The 26,376-nt window shown below is 41.3% G+C and carries 16 protein-coding genes and 1 pseudogene; 13 read left to right on the top strand and 4 right to left on the bottom strand.

The features are described from left to right. Positions 1-4: 4 nt before the first annotated feature. On the bottom strand, positions 5-1,411 hold the full coding sequence (locus AC1D7X_RS08840; RefSeq protein ID WP_495456432.1) for an MBOAT family O-acyltransferase: 1,407 nt from the start codon (positions 1,409-1,411) through the stop codon (positions 5-7). A 408-nt stretch (positions 1,412-1,819) separates the two neighbouring features. On the opposite strand from AC1D7X_RS08840, the pseudogene AC1D7X_RS08835 reads away from it, so the two are divergent. Beyond that, a pseudogene (locus AC1D7X_RS08835) lies at positions 1,820-1,997 on the top strand (IS5/IS1182 family transposase); the annotation flags it as partial. Between the two features lie 137 nt (positions 1,998-2,134). On the opposite strand, the gene AC1D7X_RS08830 reads toward AC1D7X_RS08835, so the two are convergent. Further along, positions 2,135-3,862 (bottom strand): ABC transporter substrate-binding protein, encoded by a 1,728-nt coding sequence (locus tag AC1D7X_RS08830; RefSeq protein ID WP_495456431.1) that lies wholly within the window; start codon positions 3,860-3,862, stop codon positions 2,135-2,137. A 110-nt stretch (positions 3,863-3,972) separates the two neighbouring features. Between AC1D7X_RS08830 and AC1D7X_RS08825 the strand changes: the two genes are divergently transcribed. From AC1D7X_RS08825 to AC1D7X_RS08815, 3 genes are all read left to right on the top strand, one after another. Next, positions 3,973-5,511 (top strand): DUF4153 domain-containing protein, encoded by a 1,539-nt coding sequence (locus AC1D7X_RS08825; protein ID WP_495475042.1) that lies wholly within the window; start codon positions 3,973-3,975, stop codon positions 5,509-5,511. Positions 5,512-5,643: 132 nt separating this feature from the next. Beyond that, on the top strand, positions 5,644-6,264 hold the full coding sequence (locus AC1D7X_RS08820) for a hypothetical protein (protein WP_495456429.1): 621 nt from the start codon (positions 5,644-5,646) through the stop codon (positions 6,262-6,264). An 874-nt stretch (positions 6,265-7,138) separates the two neighbouring features. Further along, positions 7,139-8,599, top strand: a complete 1,461-nt coding sequence (locus AC1D7X_RS08815) for a methyl-accepting chemotaxis protein (protein WP_495456428.1) — start codon at positions 7,139-7,141, stop codon at positions 8,597-8,599. 128 nt (positions 8,600-8,727) lie between these two features. On the opposite strand, the gene AC1D7X_RS08810 is transcribed toward AC1D7X_RS08815, so the two are convergent. Next, positions 8,728-12,261 carry a glycosyl hydrolase 115 family protein gene (locus AC1D7X_RS08810; RefSeq protein WP_495475041.1) on the bottom strand — a complete coding sequence of 1,178 codons (3,534 nt, stop codon included), beginning with the start codon at positions 12,259-12,261 and terminating at the stop codon, positions 8,728-8,730. 210 nt (positions 12,262-12,471) lie between these two features. Here AC1D7X_RS08810 and AC1D7X_RS08805 point away from each other — a divergent pair, with 210 nt between their 5' ends. The 9 genes from AC1D7X_RS08805 to AC1D7X_RS08765 all read left to right on the top strand — a co-directional run bounded on the left by AC1D7X_RS08805 (position 12,472) and on the right by AC1D7X_RS08765 (position 25,331). After that, the gene (locus AC1D7X_RS08805) at positions 12,472-14,106 is read left to right on the top strand and encodes a response regulator transcription factor (protein ID WP_495475040.1); all 1,635 of its coding nucleotides are present in this window, start codon (positions 12,472-12,474) and stop codon (positions 14,104-14,106) included. Continuing rightward, entirely contained in the window at positions 14,096-15,838 is a 1,743-nt protein-coding gene (locus AC1D7X_RS08800; protein WP_495475039.1) for a sensor histidine kinase, read from the top strand. Before AC1D7X_RS08805 ends, AC1D7X_RS08800 begins: the two co-directional genes overlap by 11 nt. Before the next feature lie 146 nt (positions 15,839-15,984). Further along, complete coding sequence (locus AC1D7X_RS08795) at positions 15,985-17,694, top strand: ABC transporter substrate-binding protein (RefSeq protein WP_495456424.1); 1,710 nt, start codon at positions 15,985-15,987, stop codon at positions 17,692-17,694. A 132-nt stretch (positions 17,695-17,826) separates the two neighbouring features. After that, on the top strand, positions 17,827-18,768 hold the full coding sequence (locus tag AC1D7X_RS08790; RefSeq protein ID WP_495456644.1) for an ABC transporter permease: 942 nt from the start codon (positions 17,827-17,829) through the stop codon (positions 18,766-18,768). A gap of 12 nt (positions 18,769-18,780) precedes the next feature. Beyond that, complete coding sequence (locus AC1D7X_RS08785) at positions 18,781-19,707, top strand: carbohydrate ABC transporter permease (RefSeq protein ID WP_495456423.1); 927 nt, start codon at positions 18,781-18,783, stop codon at positions 19,705-19,707. Continuing rightward, entirely contained in the window at positions 19,707-20,711 is a 1,005-nt protein-coding gene (locus tag AC1D7X_RS08780; RefSeq protein ID WP_495456422.1) for an endo-1,4-beta-xylanase, read from the top strand. Before AC1D7X_RS08785 ends, AC1D7X_RS08780 begins: the two co-directional genes overlap by 1 nt. A 155-nt stretch (positions 20,712-20,866) precedes the next feature. Further along, positions 20,867-22,954, top strand: a complete 2,088-nt coding sequence (locus AC1D7X_RS08775; RefSeq protein ID WP_495456421.1) for an alpha-glucuronidase family glycosyl hydrolase — start codon at positions 20,867-20,869, stop codon at positions 22,952-22,954. Between the two features lie 123 nt (positions 22,955-23,077). Then, complete coding sequence (locus AC1D7X_RS08770) at positions 23,078-24,691, top strand: glycoside hydrolase family 43 protein (RefSeq protein WP_495456420.1); 1,614 nt, start codon at positions 23,078-23,080, stop codon at positions 24,689-24,691. Positions 24,692-24,926: 235 nt separating this feature from the next. Next, the gene (locus AC1D7X_RS08765) at positions 24,927-25,331 is read left to right on the top strand and encodes a VOC family protein (protein ID WP_495456419.1); all 405 of its coding nucleotides are present in this window, start codon (positions 24,927-24,929) and stop codon (positions 25,329-25,331) included. Between the two features lie 186 nt (positions 25,332-25,517). Here the strand turns inward: AC1D7X_RS08765 and AC1D7X_RS08760 are convergent, their stop codons facing one another. Continuing rightward, positions 25,518-25,910: a YhfM domain-containing protein gene (locus AC1D7X_RS08760; protein ID WP_495475038.1), complete on the bottom strand. Its 393-nt coding sequence runs from the start codon at positions 25,908-25,910 to the stop codon at positions 25,518-25,520. Positions 25,911-26,376: the final 466 nt, after the last annotated feature.

The raw sequence follows: 26,376 nt of genomic DNA, 5'->3' as shown, positions 1-26,376 counted from the left end.
AAGATTAGAATCTAAAATACAAGAAAGGGTTATAGGTTGAATTAATAAGATACAAGATAACTTCGGCGAATAGGAAGAAGTAGAACAGTAATGCAATAGCAGTTTTTACATTTGTTATCGATTTACTGAGCTGCAGCTTTTGAAGCTTCGGAAATACTGGCATGGCAACAAGGATAGCAATGGTAAATTGGAACCAATTCAAAGATAACAACGAGAGTGCAAGGGAATCGAATATTTGGCTCCCACTCGAGTAGAACATGGTAGAAATGAAATCAGTAGCGTAAGTAAAGTTGTCAGCGCGGAAGAACACCCAGCCAATCATGACAAGCAGCAACACAACAACATGGTTTAACGGATACATCTTGGAAAGGGTCTTTTCAAGTCCAGCTTTTTCTAAAGCGATAAGGACCCCGTAGTATAAACCCCATGCAATGAATGTCCAACTGGCTCCGTGCCAGAATCCCGTTAATGCCCACACAATAAATAAATTGCGATAGATCTTCCATGGTGTAACTCTGCTTCCGCCAAGCGGTATATATACATAATCTCGGAACCAGCTACCAAGGGAGATATGCCAACGTCTCCAGAATTCAGAAATGCTCTTTGAAATATAGGGATAATTAAAATTCTCTGCAAATTCGAAGCCAAACATTTTAGCTAAACCGATCGCCATATCACTGTAACCTGAGAAATCATAATAGATTTGTAGCGTATATGCGATAATTCCAATCCAAGCGCTTCCGGTTGAAAGATCCGTTATAGAAGTAGCGAACACAGTGTCTGCAACGGAGCCGAGGGGGTTGGCTAATAGCATTTTTTTTGATAAACCTAGAATAAAACGTTTGATGCCCTCAGCAAATTGGATAGAAGAAAATATGCGTTTACTGAGTTGTTCGGCGACAGCATTGTATCGAATAATGGGACCTGCTACTAACTGCGGGAAGAATGTAATGTAAAGCGCCAAGCTAAAGAGATTTCGTTGCGCTTTTTCTTTTTTTCTATAGACATCAATTAAATAACTGAGCGCGTGGAACGTGTAAAAGGAAATTCCTATGGGTAATGGTATAGGCTCCAAATGAAGATTCGTTTGTAGTGCAGCATTCATTACATCAATAAAGAAATTAGCATATTTAAAGAAGCCCAGAAGGGTGATATTAACAACGATTGCCGACGTTAATAGCAAGACCCTCTTTTTTTCGTTATTTTCCTTCTTATCGATCCAAATCCCATAACCATAGTTCATGATAATGGATAATATCATTAGAATTACATACCTCGGTTCACCCCAGGCATAGAAGACTAAACTGAAAATCAATAGAATAGTATTTTTCCAATTGAACGGAACAGAGAAATAGAGTGTAAGAACAAGTGGTAAAAAGAATAATATAAATATGACTGAACTGAAGACCAAAATTAACTTCCTCCTTATGTTTGGTTTTGTTGAATCAAATAATGATATGACACGGCGGTAAGAAAGACATTATCAGGCTTCCCCGTGCCAAATTGGTGGTTCAAATGTATGATTAATGTGCTGTGTAACATTATGCGCACACTCGCTTTAAATTGTATTTCTTTACGAGGCGACAGATCTTCATATTAATTATCCTAGGTCGTAAATATGACCAAAACGTGCACCTCGCTTTTATCACAATTTTCATTATAAATGCAAAATACCCAAAAAGATGTAATCAATCTTTCTAAGTGTTCATCTTTCGGGTCACAGGTCACATACAAGGATGTTCTTTCTTTAATCTTACCGTTATAACTGGATTCAAAGAAAGGCATTTCAGTAGCAGGGAAGTGGAGTCAGAAGCACACATTTTATAATGTATCGAAGGAGCGTTATAAAATTGAGGCAAAAATAGTGAACCCAAACGCAGACACGGTATGATGTGGCCTCCTCCTCGGGTCTAATTGGCATGTAAATGCAAGGTGCCATGGCAATATTTTCTGTTAATCTCAAGCGAATCATTACACTCATAAGAGAATCAAAGTGAATAAAATAAAAAGAAAGGCAATATTGCGTTCGAGTATGAACGGAATATCACCTTTTTGATTTAAAACATGTCTTCAACAAATTAAAAACGTAGTTTTTCAGTGGCCTCTGTTTTAAGAGGTGACTCTTTTACATTATTTACTGGGAGACAGGTGGAAACCATATATGCCTCAGATCAACCCAGCCCTGACTATTAAAAGACACACCCCGAACAGATGGGAGATAGGCGGTCTGAACAGGTTTTTCATAAAGGATGTGTAATTGATGTTCCTGAATAAGACGTGCTTCAATCTGATCAAACCATTGTGAACGTGCTTGAGAATCAGATTCCCGAGTTATACTGTGAAGTAACGTATCGATATCTACGCGGGTATGGGGTTCAACGTGTTCAGACATGGTTACATAGAGATCAAATAAGCGAAGTTGCTCATCTTGATCACGGAATAGGGAGAAGACAATCAGATCTGATTCTAAGCGAATGGACCCCTTGAACTCTTCAACGGAAGCTGACACGACAACACACTCATAACCATATGGAGCCAATGTTCTAGCTATGAAGTCAGCATCCTGTCTATATTGTGGAATGGTCGCAATCTGGAGAGAGCAATGGTGCTTGCTGGACTCTCTGTGACTCGAGGAATCGGTATCATTTAAGGAGGTTTCTTTCCCACGTAAACAGGATAAAATATGAGCTCTAACAACTGGATCATTTAAGGGTCCGGTTTTTTTGGTGTTGCAGGTTACAAATTTTCTAACAGAAGCCTCGGAATGAATCTGGCTCCAGGATGCACCCTCAGCTAATGAGGGATTATGAATAATATGAAAGGGAGATAACATGTCAGACATGTGTGAAGAGTTAGGCTTGTTGTCGATGGAGTCAGCAGGTATTTCCCACGGGACAGAAACAATCTCCACGCGATCTAGGTGTGCCCTTCCTTGAAAATAATGAGTAAACACCTCTAACACACACATACTCTCATTCATTTCCGTAACTTTGAACGGTCCAGTGCCTATCGGTTTGGTGCCGAAGCTAGCTTCCCCTAGTTGATCTAACGCTCTCGGAACAATTGCAGCCCGACTAGTACATAAGAAGGATAGGAATAGCTCGTTAGGTTCTTTTAGCTCGATACTTACCGTTGTAGGATTAATAGCTCGAACAGATTTAATTTGTTTAAAAATAAAGCTATACAACGTTCTTTGAGAGGTCTCGATTAATCGCTCAAATGTAAACACAACATCTTGGGCCGTCAGTAGCGTGCCATTATGGAATAACACTTCTTTGCGTAGATAGAAGGTCCACAGTGTACGACTTGGGTCGATATCCCAAGCGTGAGCGAGATTGGGAAGAATCTCATTGCTGTTATTCGCTCTTCTAGTAAGACCGTCAAAGACATGACTGGATACAAACGTCTCAGCCAACAAATTCATATATATAGGGTCAAGGGTGTGAAGTCGCTCACGAATCGGCAATCGAAGGGTATCAATTTGTTTGTTACTTCTAATCTCAGAATGGTGACCAAAGTAGGTGAGTAGCCATTCTTGTAGTCGATCCTGCATCTTAGATGATCTGGCATGGACTCTGATCTGATCAATCGCCTGTTTAATATCTTGCCGACTGATCGCTTGCACCATCGATTGGGCAGCAATCTCCTCTGGTTGTATCAGGAATTGTAGCGTTGAGCGGCGCCCACGTCCACGCTTTGGCTCCCAACGAATCCATTGGTGTTCTACCATGTTACCTATGATTATCGAAGCATTTCGATGCGTGCAATTGAAGGCTAGAGCTAACTCATCCAATGTAATCTGGACTTCCTGTGAGGTACCATAATGCGAATAAAGACGTAGAAATTGATTATGTAGCTTCATAGAAACGATCCACCTCTAAAATAGGAAATTTTATATTATTTATTTCTCTTTATCTTCTTATTTTATCATCTAGAATAGGGTTTAGAAAGTAAGATATGGAGGGATTACCTATGGCTAATAAGAAAACATCGAGAATAGACAGACCTCTTGTTGCCCTGATTGGCGCGTTCATCATAGCTATTGCTCATCAGTATTTGTTCTATGGGAATGCACTGGGTGTGTCGTATCCTATCTTTATAGGACTTTTCTATGTGTATGTGTTCTATCATGCGAAGGATCAAGTGAAGCCAGCAACATGGTTTGGATGGTTACTGTTCGGAGCTATTATGCTTCTCTCATTAACCTATGGCCTATTTCAGAACCCCTTTTTTCATAGGCTGAATTTTATTACCATACCTTTGCTAATCTTTGTACATATGGCATATATGTTGAGTAACGAGAGGCCTTCTTGGTATAAGCCGCAGATCATAAGAGTCGCATTGGATCATCTGATCGTTCAAAGTTTGCGACATGTTCCAACCGCATTTCGAACGGTGAAGACTACAGCATTTGGTACGATGGAGGAACGTCGCAAAGCAGTCGTAAGAAAAGTTCTTATCGGACTTGCGATTGCCATGCCATTATTGATGGTTGTCATTGCCCTGCTGTCTTCCGCAGACGGAGTATTCGACCATATCTTGTCGGAAATTCCCGATCTACTAGGTAACTTATCGATTGGTGATGGTATCTTTCGGTTTATATGGGTGTGTATTGTTTGTGTATTACTATTTGGATATCTATGGGGTTTTATTGACTCCAAGAAGTACGAGTGGGGGCAACATGAACCATTGGATTGCAAGATCGATCGGGCAACAGTTACTGGGGAACATCGTACAACAGAACCATTCAAGATTGTGTTAGATCCAATCATTACAGCTACGGTGTTAGTAGCTATCAATATGGTGTATGTCCTTTTTGTCATCGTACAGTTCACTTACTTGTTTGGTGCAGGAGAAGGGACATTACCAGAGGGGGCCTCTTACGCAGAATATGCAAGAAGTGGATTCCTTGAGCTCATCGTCGTTACGGCCATTAATTTGGTTCTAGTGATGGGTACGCTTATGTTTAGTGTGAAGCAACGAGGGTTCTTACAGCAGGTGAATAATGTGATGCTGTATATATTGGTGGTGTGTTCTTGTGTCATGCTATATTCGGCCTATATGCGCTTAGTTCTGTATGAGGAAGCATATGGCTATACGTATATTCGTTTTCTCGTTCATGCGTTTATGATTTTTCTAGGGGTATTGTTGATCATTGCGGGACTTAGAATCCACTTTGTAAGTATTCCTCTCGCGAAGTTATATATCGTATTAGGTCTAGTGTCGTATGTGATCATGAACTATGTGGATATGGATATCATGATTGCTAAGAAGAACATAGAACGGTATAAAGAAAGTGGTATTGTAGATGAATTCTATTTGACTAGTTTATCTACGGATGCCATTCCTACACTCATTCAGTTTAGTCTCAAGGAACAATCTATGATGGACGCGCAGTTGGAAGAACGACGGAGGGACCTGTCCACAAGAGATCAGGATTGGCCGTCATTCAATCTATCTGATTATCGAGCGGAGAGAGCGTTGAAGGATTATTTCTCGGGAGAGAACTAGACTTAATGGAAAGAGTTTATCAAAAGGTTATTATTCAATCTGTGTAACTAAGTTCTTTCGCTTACGTTTAAGTTACTGTGTGCTTCTTAATTAATGTACGGGAATATAAAAAGGTTATTGAATGGAGGATGTATGAGAATAAAAGAGACGATTGTTATTACCTTTGTGACGGTACTTTCTTTTTCCTCAGTACTGGTGGGGTGTTCTGAGAATAATTTAATTGTACATGATGCGGTTACAATGCCAACGGTAGCTCCTGTCATTCAAGTGAAGACTACCACAATTCCAGAAGAGGAAAAGGAGGGATTTGTGTATATAGATCAACTGCCGAATGAGAGATTGAAGGCATATGAACTATTTGTGAGTGACAAAAATATTCATCATTTAGAAGGATTCACTCCAGAAGAGATTCTATTAATCTACCTTCATTTAGCCAGTATGGGTGATGTAGAAAGTATTTATGCACTCACTTATGATAATGGGAAGTTACCGGATGCAGATACCTTTAGACAAGAATATAATGAAAATTTAATGAGTTCGGAGCTAGAGGTTGCTTTAGATTATAGATATTATGATTCCATCGAAGCGCAGGAGGGAATGGTTAAGGAGAACGAGATAGCCATGGGCGTTACGGCAAGTATAGGTAGTTTTACGGCAACCACAGTATATGGATTGAAAAAAGAAAATAATGTTTGGAAGATGGATTTATACCACTTAATTGAACACTTCAAGAGTAAAACAAAGAAGTCCTGATGTATTCTGATGTATGTTTTTCTAATGATAGAGAAAAGCACATTATAGAATAAAGCCTTTTAAAGTGTCTATTCTATAGGGCATATTTACTCATCCGAAGGATGTGCGGTAATGATGGATTTAGCGAAGGTGATTTGTTTTGTGGTATCGACAGGTGTGTTCGTCAAAGAATAGAATAAGCTCCCTCCTGTAACCTGACGGTTCCATACAAGGAGATTATCCTCCTTCTTGTCCGGATCTATATAATTGTATACTTTTGTTCCAGCGGCATCATGAACTTGCGTGAAGACGGGCTGCTATCTAAGAACTTCACGGTAGATTGGTCGCTTCCACTAATGGTTAGTAGATAAATCATGTCATTATCTTTATATGTAAACTTCACGAAACTTGATTTGTCTGTGGTCTCCTAATTTGGTAAGCGTAGGGTGGCTCATTACACCAAGAAGATGGGGTAAAAGTGCTTGCGTGGTCGCGTAAGTAGAACCCCGATGTTTAACAGTATTGATCGCTTCTTGCCCGAATATTACAGTGGCAGCTTCTGATCATATTCAAACAATGGTGATAGGCAATTTTATAGATCCATCATGCGGTAACCTTTCAAGGAGACTTCTTGTATTCCTATGTAACAATTCTGAAATAGTAAATGTGACATTGTAGCAAAGGTTTAACTAAATAAATGAATATGAATGCATTTATATAAATTAAATACCACTCTAAATTAGAGTGGTATTTTGTTAACCCTAGGCAGGCTATGCCTTTATTTCATTGGTTTATTTAAAAAGCCCCTCTGATTTCGTTTTAATATAAAGATATGGACTAAACATGCCGAAATAGAAAATATACACTATGAATTTTTACACACAGGGGGAATAAAATGACAACAGAACAAATAAGTGAATTGTATTTTTACAGAAGCAAGACAGTTGTCATCTTTTTCTGGATTTTTGCTCTGGTACCTGGCCTGTACTCTGCACTTGATGGTGACTTGACAGTACTGAAGAATACGGGTATTCCAATGGTTATCCTAGGTGCAATAATTACGGTACTTTCGAGAATAAAGCGGTTCGCATTGTTGACGCCATATATTATTGTTGGGATTTTTGTCGTGTTCTATGCCATGCTGTCTGTGATCGATGAAGCAGATGCTACCTTGCCTGTCATGCTAGTTACTCTTACCGCACTATATCCTACATTTCGTCCGGTAGCCATCACAGCGTCACTTTTGTTTATTGAGAAGGTGGCCTTTGGTAAGGGAGAGCCGTTACTACCCAGTCAATTTCTTTCTAGCGGATTGTTCGGATATATAGTAATCGGAGCCGTAATTATTACATTAGTTCGTATTAATGAAAAGGTATTAGCTAATGTAGTGAAGCATAGTGAGGATGCACAGGTTGCCCATAAGAAGTCCGAAGAACTACTGGGACAAGTTCGCGGAGCACTTCAGAGTCTAAGTGCGTTTTATGCACAGCTTCAGGACAAGGTGTTGACTACGCAGAAGATGACCCATGAAGTGAGTCTTGGATTTAATGAAGTAGCGCGAGGGATTGAATCTCAGGCTACGAGTGTGTCCGATATTAACGAGATGATGCAGAAGTCAAATGAGGGTATTCAAGAGGTTGCAGAGAATTCACAAAAGATGCGTGCCGTATCTTCAGATACGCAATTGGTAGCTATACAAGGAAATGAGCAGTTAAATGAGCTTACTCAGCGTATTGATCATGCGAATGTTATTGTTGGAACAATCGTGGAGGATATGCTTATGTTAAATCATCAGAATGAGGAAATTAGCACAATTCTGGTGACGATTCAGGAAATGGCGACTCAGACCAACCTGTTGGCGTTAAACGCTGCGATTGAAGCAGCACGCGCGGGTGAGCATGGTAGGGGATTTGCTGTCGTTTCTTCTGAGGTACGCAAGCTTGCGGAGAATTCCTCGCAATCTGCGGTTAAGATTACAACCATTCTTAGCAGTATCAGAGATCGTACGGAGCAATTAACTGCTCAGGTATCCAAAGGGAAACGGGCGTTGGATGAAAGTATTGCATCTGCCCAACAATCAGAGATTATTTTCCAACAAATTTCCGGGAATGCGAATCAAGTGCTTGCTCAAGCGGAAGAAGTAGAGGGTAAGACAACTGAACTAGGACGCTCATCTGACAATATTGTTATGGAGGTTGCTTCCATTTCAGGTGTAACAGAGGAATCGAGCGCAGCCACAGAGCAAATTCTCGCAGGCATTGAGGAGCAAAGTACAATGGTTAATCAAATTGTAAATAGCTTCGCAGAATTGGAGATGCTTATTGCTGATTTGAACCGGTTAACGGAACAAGAATAACAAGACATGAAGTGTTAAAAAGGTGATCTACTGAAGCAAGATGGAAAAGTTCTATATAATATGAGCATAAAAGGTAGGCCAAGAAATAGTTAAAGCTATTCTTGACCTACCTTTTATATTATGAATCCTTAAAGTTTCCAATCCGACACGTATTCCCGTGTTAGCCCATCAACCATAACGCTAACCTTCATGGAGTATACGGTGCTATTGACTGACTCAGACAAACATAGTTGATGCATCTCCTGCCCACGCACAGATACAATATTAGTAAGTGTGGCCTGATCTAGAAGTGAACCACCGTTATCATACAACTTAACAGCCATGACATAGGGGTGACTGCACATGGGGTCCTTGTTAATTACGCCGATCTGTGCGAGAAGTGGCTTATCAGGAAGAAGGTTGCCCCTACGTAACGACGGTCGTACGCTAAGAGCATCTTCTGAGATTATTACTAGTTCTATCTCCATAGGAGAGGGGGTAGCTCCCTCCATGATGAAGAATTCCAGGATATGTTCGCCAGATGCTAAGGCCATCCTTTGAGGTGAGTAGGTATCCTTATTCTCGCTCTTAGCTGCACTCTCTAGATCCGCAAGAATCAAAGAGCCAGGCAGTTCGATTCCATCGCACTTTATACACATCACAGCATTAGTACCTGCATCAGTCAGTGCTGTAGACCTCAATTCATATATTCCACTATGTTCAACGAATACTTCTACACGTTGTTGAGAATCGACCGATCCCGTTAGTGTCATAACACCGGGCACGGATACAGGATCGAATGAATGGTCCAACCATACGGATGATGATACAGGGGACTTCCCGCCATAGTAGCTTTCAGGAGGACCAAGATAACTAGGTGCTAGATCACCATGATCTACAACGATCTTTTGTAGAATAGTGATAGGATCAACCATCCACACGGTTAGTGTATGATAGCCGCGTTCGAGCCTCGGATGTACACTCATGGCAGTACGTACATTGGTAATGACGCCTTCTTCCCACTCTCTCTCATGGAATGATCCATCCGGCATCCGCACAATAGCGTCACATACCTGGACAGGTTCATCATCGAAGGAGACACCTATGCGTAGCCCCATCCCAGGAACGAAGTCATTGGATGGCGCAAGGAATAGAGTCACTGTTACTTCCCCAGGTTGAACCACATAGACTTGATATTCCAGACGTGGAGAGTTCTCTGGCTCCGGTGGATTGCAGCAGGGCGTGGTGACAGGGAAGATTCCCATGGAGGACAGGGTGCGTCCGTAACCCTCAATAGTATGCCATTCCACGCCATTTGCAGGTTGCATCCGAGTATAGTTCTTAGCTTCAATAGAAATATAACCATTGGTCTCGATATGCCCGACAAGTGTCTCACGCTGGGGTTGCAAGGGATGGAAGATGCTCACTTGGATATCGACTTTAGCGCTATTTGCGCCCATAACAACAATGGATGAAGTTATGTTCTCTCCTATAGGGACTGCTTCCCAATCGATATCGACCCAGATCCGCTTCTGCTTAACAATCGTTCCTTCGCAAGAAGATACTTTAATCCAAGGGACATCTACGTGGATGGCGTACTCGAAGGGAGATGAACGTTTATTGAAGATCTCGAAATAGCGTTTCTCCTGCGTGAACACGTCGAATTCAGGCAGCTGGCATAGGGTTGCTTTATCAGGCCATACGTTGGTTGAACCTTCTATAGCAATACCCATCTCAGAACCTTCCTGCGCGGTAACATGACCCACCTCAGGCAAGATGTTATGAGGTGGTTGATTCCAATACGTATATCCGATATGCGTCTGGTCCATCATATGATCCCATTTGCCTAACGATAGCCGTTTGTTATAGTCAAATGTGAGCTCGGCATCGGCAACGAATAGAAGTTCAGCTGCGCGTGCCTCTACATTAGCCATCGTCCGACCCTGCTCTGCATACAGCTGGCTTGTCATAGCGCGAATGTGCAGCTCAAGTACTTGTGCGGATGCCTTCACAGGGTATAACACCAATTGAAAGAATGCATCCTTGAGCTGTTCAGGGAGTTGTTTAAATAACTGTTCTGCTCGGATGGTAATGTCACGAAACTCTGCAATGATACTATCCGCTTCTTTATAATCCGTAAGGCTGTAGCCTTGGACGGCATTGATTAACTCAGGCTTAAGACGTCCATTGTAATGGGTGTAACGCTCTATCATATCCGTTATTTCCTCAGCATGTTCAGTTCCAAACTGACGAACTACCCATTGGAGTGTGTACGCATGAAAGTGATCCTTCGTGCAACGATCTATATTCCATGCCATACGAAGGAAATACTCCATGGGGAACTCCATAGGTTTCAGATCCCCAACATTCAGAATCCAGATCCGGTCTGCTCCATAGGCATAGGCCTTATGCATTTGTTCCCATATTTTCTGAATAGGTACGGTGTTAAGCCACTTGTATGAGCGGGGGCCACCAACGTAATCTAGATGATAGTAGATTCCGGCTCCCCCAGAGCGGGTTCTCTCTTCTTCTGTGGGTACTCGGCGTAAGTTACCGTGATTGTCATCCGACCATAGCAACGTGATATCGTCGGGTACTCTCATTCCATGCTCGTAATAGTCTTGAACCTCTTTATACAGCGCCCATAATTGTGGGACGTGTGTAACATCGGTAGCCATTGCTTCCGTGATAATCTTCCGTTGGTCTTCAACGATATGCTGAAGAAGGTCGATCTTCTCCTCGAACGATAAATGTCCCCCCATGGCTTCATCACCATCTCCACGCATACCAAGTGTGACAATGGTCTCGTATTCCCGACTACGAGATATACCTTCCTCCCAGAAACGATACAGCACTTCATCATTGATTGAATAATCCCAAGGACCTTGTTTGTGCTTCTTCCAATCTCCGTGTGGACGAAGCATGGGCTCATGGTGAGAAGTTCCAATAACAATTCCATAATCATCAGCGACTATAGGGTTAAATGGATCATCCTCATGAAAAGTGTTATCCCACATGGCAGGCCATAGATAATTTGCCTTAAGACGGAGAAGAAGCTCGAATATACTCTCGTAAAAGTGATGATTCAGTTCTTGATAATTAGAGCGTGCCCAAGCCATAAGTGATGGACCTTCATCGTTTAGAAAGATCCCGCGATACTTAACGGATGGCTCTCCTTGTTTATAGGTACCTGGTGTGACATAGAGGTTGGCATGTTGATTAGGAGGAACATCTGCCCACCAGTGCCAAGGAGAGACACCGATGTTCTCCGAGATGTCATAGATTCCGAAGATCGTTCCTCGTTTGTCACTTCCAGCAACGATAAGGGCCTGTTCTATATCTGTGCCGGGCAGTGGGTTAGCTACAGTCTGTATAACAAAGGATTCCCATTTCCCAGTAATGCCACTTGTATCGATCTTCCCTTCTGACATGAGTTGATCAATGAGGGGACTTTCCCCAATAGTACCGATCAGAATGACATGTCCAGAAAGGGATGAGAGATCATTCTTTAGCAAGGGTGTGTCTCCCGTGACACGTTCTATATCTCGACATAGGTCTTCTGCTGCGCGGACGATTCCCGATTTCTCATTCAAGGAGACGCAAAGAGAAGCAACTCTCCCTTGATGAACCATTTGAAAATCACCGCTCTTCATCGTGGAACAAATATACGTATTATCGAGCATGAGGCATCCCTCTTTTCATGTGTAAATGGTAGGTTGTAATCTTCTATCTGATTATGCTATCACAGCTAATTGATGCGGGGTACCATACAAACTATAGGGAATACTTTGAAAAGCTAGAATAGATATCAATATATTTAGATTGACATAATCTGTGAGTGAAGGAACAATAAAAGGGTATTGTAAGGGTTTTCTCATAGGGTAAAGAGCACCATGAAAAGGAAGGGAGAGCTAACTGTGTATAAGGTGATTTTAGTAGATGATGAGATTTATACTCGTAAAGGGTTGATTAAATTAATCGACTGGGAGGCTTGTGGTTATCAGATTGTACAGGAAGCCGATAATGGCGAGGATGCATTGGAATTAATTAAGAACATTCAACCAGACCTAGTCATTACCGACATTCGTATGCCAGTACTCGATGGACTTGAGTTAATTAAGAGCATCTCTACGGAAAGTGACATTTGCCCAGCCTTTATTATTATCAGTGGATATGATGATTTCAGTTACGCTCAGAAAGCCGTACGATACGGAGTACATGACTTCATTCTTAAACCAATTGATGAGATTGAATTAACAGAGACGCTTCTTACTTTAAAAGATAAGCTCGAACGCGATCGAGAAGACCGTAGTTTGCAGGAGAATTTACTGAGTGGAGCCATGATAGAGAAGCTTATTCTAGACAATCCCGACAATGTATTCATATCCGAGTGGGAAGAGCGGTTAATGCTAAGCGATAGGGATGGCCTTTATTATATGTTTGCTGAGCTGAATGATATTCATCTCTGGAAAGAATCTAGCACAGTACCTAACCTCTCTAGGTTCAAAGAGATTTTGCAGCAAACCCTTCAGAAGATGACGGGGGGCAGCCAACCCTTTTATCTGCATGAACATCGTAATCGTATCGGATTTATCGTGCCAGACAGTGTTCTTTTCCAGTCTTCTCAAGGACAGATTCAACGATTTGCAGAATCACTCTTGGAGATGCTGGTGAGCCAATATGATTGCCGAATCTTCCTATATGCAGGGTGTAAGGTAGGGCGGTTAGCAGATATAAGAGAATCGTATAAATGTGCTAAGGAAGCACTCCAATATAAATATGTACATGATGATAAGAGCATTGTGATTTATGACGGGGATACCATGCAGGCTCTTCAATATATAAGTTTGGATGAGAGACTGTATTCACAATTAATTGAACAGATCGAAGAGTCAGCGTTTGAAGAACTAACGTTAACGATTGATGAGATCTTTCGTCATTTCTGCGAGAAGGCCTATGCACCAGAGGCTGTGAAAATGAATATTCATCAGTGTGTCACTGGCGTTGTGAGGATTATTCATGAGATGAATGGTGAAGAACGAGGAGTTAACACACTAGCGATGCTTCTGGATTGGCATGACCTGAACTTGTCACTAAGCGAGTTGAAACGCATATTCACAAGGTTTGCTACGGAGAGTGGATGCTATATTGCGAGTCTCCGTAAAGATCAGCAGAGTGGTGATATTCAGAAGATTCGATCCTATATCGAAGCGCATTATCAGGAGAATATTAGCTTAAAGATGATTGCGTCCCAATTTTATATCAATCCGGTATACCTAGGTCAACTTTTTAAAAAAACATATGGTGTGTACTTCAATGATTTCCTGCAACATTTACGAATTAACGAAGCGAAGAAATTGCTACGCCAGACCGATCTACGCATTTACGAGGTTGCAGAGCGCGTAGGATTTGGTAACAGTGATTATTTCGTGACTAAATTCGAGAAGATTGAAAGTCTAACACCAAGTGAGTATCGCCATAGTCTAAACAAGGGGGATAGTCCGAGAGGACGGTCAAATGAAGCCTAGTCTGAATAACGTCCGACTAAGGGACAAAATGTTGGGGTTGTATTTCCTATGCGTCTTTGTCCCCATTCTAGTGACTAATGCTATTTTTTATTACGTGACGACGAGTAATGTGAAGCAGCAATTGATTCTAGATATTAACCGCGCGATTGAACAAGTGAAGAATGAGTTTTTCCAAGAAGTTGAAGGGGCAATGGAGATTTCAACGGTATTATATACCGATTCCCTTTTGAACGAGATTGTTGATACGGATTATACCCATCCTGCTGAATACATAGGGGCTTATGATTCATATCTTCGTCGTATACTCAATGCCAATACACCTGTTTATAATGCAGTGGAAGAGGTCACAATCTACGTGGATAATCCGACCCTACTATATTCTGGGGGTATTAGTGATATCAATGAGAGTGTTAAAGAAAAAGAATGGTACGAGCGAATTAAGGAGAATCGAGTGGCTAAACCATTACTCATTCGATCGGAGAAAAGTGGGTCACTCCATACGTTTAGCATCGTCCGACGGATGGATTCCTTTTACTCACAGAATAATTACAACAAAATACTTAAGATCGATATGAAGATGTTTTCTATTAAACAAATATTTAATAATCTCAACCTCCAAGGTAACGTCTACTTGCTGAATAATAAAAGAGAGGTTGAGTATACAACGGATGTGAATGTGGATGCACAGAAGGGTCCTGTACCCTTCGATACTTTGACGATGGCTAAGGATACGATTGAGTTCAACACAGAATATAAGACGACAAATGATCTGAATGGATGGAGTATTATCGCTACCCTTTCAAAGGAGGAAGTATTTAAGGAAGTACGTCAATCTCGGAATTTCGTCATCATCATTACATGTATGAACATCTTATTGCCTACTTTAATTATTATATGGGTCACTCGTTCGTTGAACGTACGTATTATTCGGATCTTAAAACAAATGAAGAAGGTTAAAAATCAACATTTCGAGATGATTAAAGATGATCAATCACGAGATGAGATTGGCCAATTGACCGTCGAATTCAATCGTATGACATTGCAGATCAACACCTTAATTAATGATGTATATGTAGCGGATATCCAGAAGAAAGACCTTGAGATTCAGAGCAGACATGCTCAATTGAATGCCCTTCAAAGTCAGATTAATCCTCATTTCCTATTCAATGCGCTTGAGACCATCCGGATGCGTAGCCTAATGAAAGATGAGAATGAGACCGCTCATATTATACAGAACATGGCCAAAATTTTCAGAGACTCCCTTGTCTGGAATAAAGACATGATTACGCTGAAGGAAGAGCTGAGTTTCATCCATTGTTTCTTGGAAATTCAAAAATATCGTTTCGGTGACAAGATTAGTTATGTGGTTGATGCGGAAGAAGCGGAGATGAAATCGAAAATTCCTAAAATGTCCATTGTCACTTTTGTTGAAAATGCAAGTATTCATGGCATTGAACCTCTCAAACGAGGTGGGGTCATTCATGTGAATATTAAGAGAGAACGAAATGATCTAGTCATTCTTGTAAGTGATAGTGGAGCAGGTATGGAGCCAGATAAAGTTGAACAGTTGTACAGTTACATCACCAATGAGGAGGAAATGGGTGAGAGAATCGGTATTCAGAATGTCATATATCGGCTAAAGCTGTATTATGGCAGCCGCTTTGAATTAGGGATTCATAGTCAACCAGGTGAAGGGACGCAGGTCATCCTTCGGATACCATTAGAAGAATGAACATAAGTAAGATACCAAAGTGGTATCTATAGTTTTCTAAGTACCATCTTTAGAATGGTGGGTAAAACTAGGGAGATATCTCCCTTATAATATAAATGAAAGTGCTTACAAAATAATTAAAAGTTCGAAGGGGGATTGTCACAAGTATGGGAAAGAAGCAGATAGGACTTATTTGTCTTACAGCAGTCATGATGGGATCTATTCTTGCAGGTTGCTCAGGCAACAATGGTAATACAGCGAACAGCGGTAAAACGACTTCATCCAATGAACCTGGAGTAGCAACAGAAGAAAAGGTAGATAAAGTCACATTCTCTTACTTTAATGCTGCTGCAGGTAAAGATGTTAATACAAATGAAACAACGATTGGTAAAAAGTATGAGGAGCAGACGGGTGTTAACTGGAAAATTGAGCATCTCGTAGGGGATGAGAATACCAAGATTGGAACATTCATCGCAAGTAATGACTTTCCAGATGTCATTGTACCAGGAGAGTCTATTGATAAGCTTGTTGATGGAGGTGCGTTCATTCCTCTCAATGATTTAATCGAGGAGTATGGTCCGAACATTAAACGAGTATATGAGCCTTATTTCAACTTAATGAAGGATGAGGATGGTAATATCAACTTTCTACCATTCAGTGCAAACGTAGGAGAGTTTAAGCCAGAGCCAAACATAACACAAGGTGCATTTTGGATTCAACGTCGAGTGTTGAAAGAAGCTGGATACCCAAAAATTAAGACATATGATCAATATCTTAAATTAATTCGTGATTATGTAGCTAAACATAAAGATGAAAAATTAACTGGTTACTTGGCACTGACTGCACAAGATCAGTTCTTCGCTTTCACTAATCCACCAATGCATTTGGCAGGCTATCCGAATGATGGTAGCACTATTATTGATATGGAGACTCACCAAGCAAAGGATTATGGAGACGATGTAGATAGCACGAAACGTTATCTTCAAGAATTGAATAAGCTCAATGCTGAAGGAATTTTTGATAAGTCATCCTTCGTAGATACGAAAGATCAATATATCGCGAAGATTGCTTCCGGTAAGGTTCTTGGATTCTTTGACTACAAATGGCAAGCACAAGATGGGATGAATGTTCTACGAGAAGCTGCAGTACTATCAGGTAACCACGATCTAGATTATATGGCGCTTCCTATCGTATTTGACGAGAACATCAAGGATCAATATATTGATCCACCATCTTTTGTAAATAATCGGGGTATCGGTATCACAGTTAGTGCTAAGGACCCGGTTCGTATTATTAAATTCTTCAATAACTTGCTAACCGATGAGAACCAAGTCCTCAGTCAATGGGGAATTGAGGGAGAAACGTTTGAAATTAATGAAGAAGGACGTTTCAATAGAACGGCAGAACAAATTGTAAAAACGAATGAGAAAGCATTCCAAGAATCATTTGGTTTCAAATATTTCAATTATAGCTGGCCGATGTATGGTGGGGGATCATCGTTTCCGGACGGTAACTCTGTAGGGCCAGGAACTCAACCAGAAGTTGCACAAATGACATATACCGATGGTGATAAAGAGTTATTGAAGGCTTACAATATTGAATCCTTCTCTCAACTTTTTGCTGCACCAGACGAACGTCCTTGGTATCCAGCATGGAGTATTGCGATTCCACAGGGATCTAAAGCGCAAGTATTCGAACAGAAGAGAAGTGACTTACAACGCAAATACTTCCCACAACTAGTTCTTGCAGCTCCTGCTGATTTCGAGAAGATTTGGGACCAATATTACACAGAATTTAACAAGCTAGATGTTAAGGAATTTGAAGATATAATTAATGCTGGAGTAGCCAAAAAGATAGATATATTAGCAGGTAAGTAGAACGATTGTTTGAGAGGGGAAGGGCTGTTGTCTAGATTTGGTCGACACCCTTCCTTTATCATCTAACGATTCTACTGAGGATAGAGAGGAGAATATACTGTGAGCAATAGCACTCCAATAGTACCGCATGATATGCCAACGATAGCTAATGCACCAACAGGAATGAGACTTTTCATGAAAAGAATTGCTCAGCAAAAGACATTAGTATTCATGTCTGTTCCTTTTTTAATCTGGTTGTTTATTTTTAAATATGTCCCTCTTTGGGGTTGGACCATTGCTTTCCAAGATTATAAACCGGCAAAAGGTTTTACGGATCAAAAGTGGGTTGGTTTTGAACATTTCGGTTTCTTATTTCAAGATAAACACTTCCTATTAGTACTTCGAAATACATTAGCAATGAGCTTTATAAACCTTGTATTAGGATTTTTCACAGCAATTATTCTAGCTTTACTACTTAACGAGTTACGTAGAGTGATGTTTAAAAGAGTTGTACAGACCATAAGTTATCTACCTCACTTTATATCCTGGGTAGTTGCTGCCAGTATTATCACTACCGTGCTATCAGCAGACGGCGGAGTTATTAACGAAATACTTATATGGCTTGGTTTCATTGATGAACCAATTCTATGGCTGGGAAAAGGTAATTATTTCTGGGGAATACTAGGTGCTTCGGAAGTCTGGAAGAACGTAGGCTGGAACACCATTATATATTTAACAGCAATAACATCAGTAGATCCATCCCTATATGAAGCAGCTGAGATTGATGGAGCTGGACGCTTCAAACGGATCTGGCATATTACACTTCCAGGGATTAAACCCGTTATTGTTATTCTCATGATTATGAATATTGGTAATTTACTTGAATCTGGCTTTGAACCGCAATATTTACTTGGTAACGGGATGAATATCGATTTCTCTGAGAACTTAGATATTTTCGTACTCAAATATGGTATTCAGATGGGTAACTTCTCATTATCTATTGCAGCTGGAATGTTCAAAACCGTCGTCAGCTTTATTCTATTATTTAGTGCAAATGGCATCGCGAAAAAATTAGGCGAAGATAGACTGTTCTAGGGAGGATTTATAATGGCAAAAGCAAAGGTATTAAAAGCACATGCACGTTTCAAATCCCCTGGAGATCGGGTATTTGACACCTTCAATATTATCATGATGTTATTATTGGTCGTAGTTACGCTATATCCTTTTATTAATACGCTGGCAGTATCTCTTAACCAAGCGACTGATTCACTTAAAGGTGGAATATATTTATGGCCACGAGAATGGACGCTTGAGAATTACAAGTTTGTTCTTAAAGAATCATCGATTTACCAGGCAACCTTTATATCAGCGATGAGAACGATTATAGGTACGGTACTTTCCGTATTATGTTGCTCGATGGTAGCCTATACGATTAGCCGTCCGGAATATGTACTACGTAAGTTTGTATCGCTTGCATTTATTTTGACAATGTATTTCAGTGGAGGACTTATTCCTAACTTCCTACTCATTCGTGAACTTGGTATGATTGGAAGCTTCTCGGTATACATCATTCCTGGATTGATCGGTGTATTTAACGTTATCGTTATCCGTTCCTTTATTGAAGGATTGCCTGAGGGAATTCTAGAATCAGCTCGAATTGATGGAGCTGGGGAATTCACAACGTTTCTCCGTGTTGTTCTTCCGTTATGTCTACCGGTTATCGCAACGGTATCACTCTTTACGGCAGTAGCCCAATGGAACTCATGGTTTGATGTGTTTCTTTACAACTCATCTTATCCAGATTTAAGTACGTTACAGTATGAGCTTATGAAGATTCTTCAGAACTCAGGTGCATCTATGAACTCTCAGGATTATTCATCCATGTTCTCAACATCAAGTCAAGCTAATCAAGTAACGCCAACATCTATTCGTGCTACGATGACAATAGTTGCCAGCGTTCCGATCATTATGGTGTATCCATTCTTACAAAAGTACTTTGTACAAGGGATGACCATTGGCGGGGTGAAGGGTTAATGGGTAACATAGGAACTCGTAATGAACCTAAGTTAAAAGAAGTATTCGCTCAGGACTTTCTAATCGGAGCAGCAGTGAATCCAAAGACCATCGTAAGTCAGGAGGAACTACTGGCCTATCATTTCAATAGCATTACGGCTGAGAATGAAATGAAGTTCGAGAGTCTTCACCCATCGGAGGAGACCTATACTTTCGAACTTGCAGATCAATTGGTAGCATTTGCGCGGAAGCATGAGATGAGTATGCGGGGTCATACCCTAGTCTGGCATAATCAAACAACAGATTGGTTATTCGAAGATAAGGATGGGAAGACGGCAGATCGTGAAACGGTACTTCAGCGAATTAAGTCCCATATCAGTACCGTTGTAGGTCGCTATAAGCAAGATATCTATGCTTGGGATGTTGTGAATGAAGTGATAGCGGATGAAGGTGAAGAACTTCTCCGCAAGTCGAAGTGGTTGGATATTGTTGGTCCTGACTTTATTGCTAAGATGTTTGGATATGCACATGAGGCCGATCCTCAAGCATTACTATTCTATAACGATTACAACGAGTCAAATCCACTTAAGCGAGATAAGATTTACAAGTTAGTGAAGTCGCTTGTGGAACAAGATGTACCTGTGCATGGTGTTGGTCTACAAGCCCATTGGAATCTGTACGATCCCTTATTAGATGACATCCGTCGTGCGATTGAGAAGTATGCCTCACTGGGTCTGCAATTACAGCTAACTGAACTGGATGTTTCCCTATTCCGCTTCGATGATAAGCGTAGAGATCTGACAGTAGCACCCGAAGCATTACTAGAGTTACAAGCACAACGATATGAAGTGATGTTTAAATTATTGAGAGAATATCATAGTGAGATTACTTCAGTGACATTCTGGGGAGCAGCAGATGATTATACTTGGTTAGATAACTTCCCAGTACGGGGTCGAAAGAATTGGCCATTCCTGTTCGATGAATTACATCAGCCGAAGCCGGCGTTCCAAAGTATCGTGAGGTAAGTAGGAACATCCTAAATGTTGTGTTTAATAGTTAGGACAAATAAGAAGGACGGCATAGCCGTATTTAATCGAGATGCCGGTCTTTGTGACCGGCATCTGTTGTTTTGTACCAGATGCATCATCTAATTCGACTATCATTGGAGGGAATCTATAGCATGGAACGTACTTTATATAAAACATGGCTACAACATGCCGAAGTGAAGGACTCAGAATTACGTACAGTGTATGCACAACTTCTAAGCAATCTGGTCGTAGAAGATCAATCATCGGAGGTCATGGTTACTGCAATACGTGAGTTGGAAGAAGGCGTCTCATCTTCGTTAGGTATTCAACCGGAAGTGACCTCGAAGGCTGTGGAGAACTCATATATTCGGATAGGCACCATTACAGAAATAACGAACTGGACTGAACTAGGCGCGGATGAGAGATTCATAGGAAATACAGACCGTGAGCTTCGTGATCTTTCTTTAGAAGGGTTTAGTTTACAGTACGTGTCAACAGAACAAGGTAGATACTTGATGCTCATTGGGGGTTCAGCTTCAGGTGTATTGTATGGTGTATTTCACTTGTTACGTCTAATCGCAAGCGGCGTTCGCCCTGAGAATATTAATGTACTAGAAGAACCAAAGAATCAACTTCGAATGATTAACCAATGGGATAATGCTGATGGTTCCATTGAGCGGGGATATGCGGGGACATCTATTTTTTATCACAACGGAGAGATCACCGCTCACTTAGAGAGAGTGAAAGATTACGCACGGATGCTAGCTTCTGTTGGAATAAACAGTATATCTATGAATAATGTCAATGTGCATGAGATAGAGACACGTTTCATAACGGATGAGTTGTTACCTGATGTGGCTCGAGTAGCGAGTGTGTTCCGTGCATATGGTATTCGTCTGTTCCTTAGCGTTAACTTCGCAGCTCCTATGCAGGTGGGTGGACTTGCAACGGCAGATCCATTGGATGAAGGAGTTAGCCAATGGTGGCGTGACACGGCAGATACGATATATCGGGAAATTCCCAATTTTGGAGGATTCCTAGTTAAGGCAGATTCGGAACATAGACCGGGTCCATTTACTTATGATCGCGATCATGCCGATGGGGCGAATGTGCTGGCAGATGCGCTAGCACCGCATGGTGGGCTTGTGATCTGGCGATGTTTTGTATACAACTGTATGCAAGATTGGCGTGATCGTTCTACGGATCGGGCACGTGCGGCATATGACCATTTCAGTCCACTCGATGGTAAGTTCCGAGACAATGTCCTTCTACAGATTAAGAATGGTCCAATGGATTTCCAAGTACGAGAGCCGGTCTCGCCATTGTTTGGTGCCATGAAGCAGACAAATCAGGTGTTAGAGTTTCAGATTACACAAGAGTATACCGGTCAGCAGCGACATGTCTGTTATTTAGTTCCTCAATGGAAGACAGTCCTCGATTTCGATACGTATGCTAACGGACCTGGTGCTGAAGTGAAACATATAGTAGATGGTTCAGTGTTCAATATGAAGTACAGTGGTATAGCAGCAGTCTCTAATATCGGGAACGATGAGAACTGGACCGGTCATACGTTAGCACAGGCTAATCTATATGGATATGGCAGACTCATCTGGAATCCAGACTTATCATCGGAAGGGATTGCAGAAGAGTGGGTACGGCTCTCCTTCGGTAATGACCCTCAGGTGGTGGATGTGATATGTGCCATGCTAATGAAATCTTGGCCTATATATGAGAGTTATACAGCGCCTCTAAGTGTAGGTTGGATGGTCACACCACATTACCATTACGGCCCAGACATTGATGGATATGAATACTCGCGCTGGGGAACGTACCATTTCGCTGACCGAAACGGGATTGGAGTAGATCGTACATTAGCAACCGGCACAGGGTATGCAGTACAGTATTACAGTGAGAATGCAGACGTATATGAATCTCTTGAATCATGCCCAGATGAATTGTTATTGTTCTTCCACCACGTGCCTTATACGCATCTTTTACATTCAGGTAAGACGGTCATTCAGCATATTTATGATACTCATTTCGCAGGGGCAGAAGAAGCTGTACAGCTACAGAAAGAGTGGTCTGAACTACAGAACAAGGTGGACACGGATCGATTCAGTCAAGTAGCTGGACGATTAGCAGAACAGGCTGAGCATGCTCATCAATGGCGAGATGTCATCAATACGTACTTTTATCGTAAATCGGGAGTGCCTGATGTGCAGGGTAGAATCATTTATTGAAAAATAAGAACGTATAAGTTTCATTTGATAGTCAACACGGATTGTAGCTACCGTGCTGAAAATATCCTGATAAAGTGATAGCTATCACATTCATAGGTAGTAACCTTTAGGAGTGAACCAATAATGAGCAACCCTATAACGTACAACAACCCTGTTTTATCCGGATTTTATCCAGATCCGAGCGTTATTCGTGTGAACGATGACTACTATTTGGCAGTAAGTTCATTCGAATATTTCCCGGGTCTTCCGATATTTCATAGCAAGGATCTGATCCATTGGGAACAAATAGGACATGCGCTAGCTCGTAAGAGTCAGATTGATATGTCCACCAGACAAAGTTCTCAAGGCATCTATGCACCAACACTACGCTATCATGAGGGTCTCTTTTATCTGATTACGACAGATGTCTATGGGATTGGTAACTTCTATATTACAGCGGAGAAACCGGAGGGACCTTGGTCAGATCCAATTACAGTTCCCTATGCGAATATAGATCCTTCTCTCATGTTTGATGACGATGGAAAAGTATATGTAACAGCCCAACGTGGTGCAGATAAAGAATCACACATTATTCAATATGAGATTGATATTAAGACAGGTAGAGCCTTGTCTGAGCCAGTTATTGTTGCGCATGGTGATGGTGGCGTCTGGACAGAAGGGCCCCATCTTTATAAAATCAATGATTTATATTATCTCATCTGCGCATGTGGAGGAACGGGATCTGATCATCGTGCTTTAGTATACAGATCGAGTACACCGAATGGCCCATTTGAAATGATGCCGCATCCGATGTTGACACATAATTCTCTTCCTAATCATCCCATCCAGAATACAGGTCATGCTGAACTGGTTGAAGATTTACACGGACAATGGTGGGCGATGTTTCTTGGAATACGTCCCGTTGATGGGCAATATAGCGTCCTTGGTAGGGAAACATTCCTTGCACCTGTGACTTGGACAGAAGATGGTTGGCCAACAATTGATAATAATGAGGGAACGGTAGCGTTGAAGATGACTGTAGCAGGACTAGGTCGGAATTCAGAAGAATCTTTATTAGATGGAAAAAAGAGTTCGGACAATGTAATAAGGGAAACCACGACTAAATATACTGATCCTGTTGGTTCTGGCAAGTTAGGTTGGCGAGACGACTTCGATAGCGAGGAGCTTGACCTTCGTTGGGCATTTATCCGTACAGTGCAAGAAGAACGAGTATCGTTGAGTCAACGACCTGGTTATATGGCGCTAAAAGGGAATAAACATTCGCTTCGTGATGCTGAGGTCTCCCTATTCGTCGGTGTTCGGCAACAGCATCTAAGAACGAACGTATCAACAGCGTTAGTCTTCGCACCTCAAACCGATGGTGAGGAAGCGGGACTTGCGGTAAGGCTGAACGAACAAGGGCATATTACCTTCGGAATTCGCAGAATCGATGGCAGACGAATGTTAATGGCAGTCGCGGTTGATCGTGGGGAGCTCACATTACTGGGAGAGGTGCCTGTGGCAGAAGATCATATTTGCCTTCAAATCCTTTCGAATGAACATGAATATGAGTTGGCTTATTGCATCGATGGATCGAACTGGATCTCGCTTGCGCGCGCATCAGCCCATATCGTATCGCCAGAACGAAATGGTGGATTCACAGGAGCACTTATTGGATGTTATGCAACGGGTAATGGTGAGGATAGTAAGACTTCGGCGTTCTTTGATTATGTTGATTACGAAGTGAAATTAAACTGAAGAGTAATATGAGGCGAACCTGAAATATGAAGTCAATCGAAGAGAAACCGTGTTTGGCTTGTTGGCCAAAGCACGGTTTTTTCATTGTTGCATGGAAGACGAATGGCTCGAATTCATGAGGAAGGAAGCCCAGAAAAATGTTAAAACACTACTGACATAATGTTGTCAGTAGTGTTTTTATATAATCAATAAGGTTACTTGAAATGTATCATTTATTATAGGAAGGATGGATCTTATGAATTTTGCTTCTGTACGCATCATTACCGACGACGTGGATCGTCTCGTCGAGTTCTACGAGAAAGTCATGGGTGTTTCGGCGGAACGCCCCGCGCCCGTCTTTGCTGAACTTGTTGTGCCATCGTGCACCCTGGCGATTGGCCACTCCCAGACGGTGCAACTGTTCGGCGCTGGCTCTGCAGTGGCGGCCAACAATCACACTGTTATCCTCGAGTTCCGTGTCCACGATGTCGATGCCGAATATGAGCGCTTGAAGCCGTTTATCGACGAATGGGTAAAGGAACCAACCACGATGCCTTGGGGGAACCGTGCTGTGCTGTTTCGTGATCCCGACGGCAACCTAGTTAACCTCTTTACGCCGGTGACCGAGGAAGCGATCAAACGGTTCAGCGGTAGGCATTAACGGACAGTTAAAGTGAGTGTGGCCTCAATTTGAGGAGTGGCAATGATTCGTATAATTCAAAGGATCCGCTGTGAACAGCGGATCCTTTTTAGTGCGCCCATGCTGGGCGCAGCTTCCGTTTAGTTCTGCACATTAGTTCTGCACAAAAGATGTACACATATGGCTTTTTGAAGAATATATCAAATATTATTCTCTCTTTTCTTGACTTAACAGATCAGCTAGTTCTGCCGAATTCTTAGTTCTTAAATCCAGCATCTTTTCGCTATGGCTATCTTTAATCAGGTAGCCATCTTTAGTTTTAAAATCCATATAAAGGCTGTATTCATCAACCTTAGAGTCAGCGTAAGTAACAGTCATTCGATAATCTGGTGGACCACCCACATCAACAGACCCGCGTACTTTTTTTACAGTTCTTATAGCATCTTCGAAGATTTGGATGCTTTCACTGTCAGTATAAGTGATTTCCGTTGTTTCGGACACAAGCCTAACGCTAGCAATCTCTTGCTGTGATCTGACTAATACAACTATCAAAATCAATAAAAATATCAGTGAAATTGAAAGGATTCTACTTTTTTTCATAAACTACCTCCCGCTGAAAAAGGATAGAGACCGATTATTCAGTCTCCAACATAATTGTATGACTCATTTAAATAAATTTTCGAGGGCTTCTGAGTTAAATTTATTAGTTATAGTATAAGAATTTAAATGGTAGTTACTTTGAGAATCAAATATAATTCAAATAATTACTATTTTACCACAAAAAAAGAAATAGTATCTTAGGGGATAATTAAAAATGACTTTAGATTTTCTTCAACCACTTCGACAATCTTCTGGAATTTTAAACCTCTACTTGCTTCAGTTACCTTTCCAACTAGAAAAGCAACTGATTCCCAGGTTGCGGAGTGGGGCTTTTTACTTTGTTGTTAACATCTCATCCGATTACATAACTAATTGAATATTACGAGGCTACTCCGTTTCTCGAAGAAAATGAGACACGAGGGGCCTAGTTTCCTATTGACTTAATAGTACGTAATATATATTTTGA

The sequence above is a fragment of the Paenibacillus sp. Y568 genome (assembly GCF_059445545.1).
The sequence above is the reverse complement of the archived record's forward strand: the minus strand, read 5'-3'. Positions and strand labels throughout refer to the sequence as shown.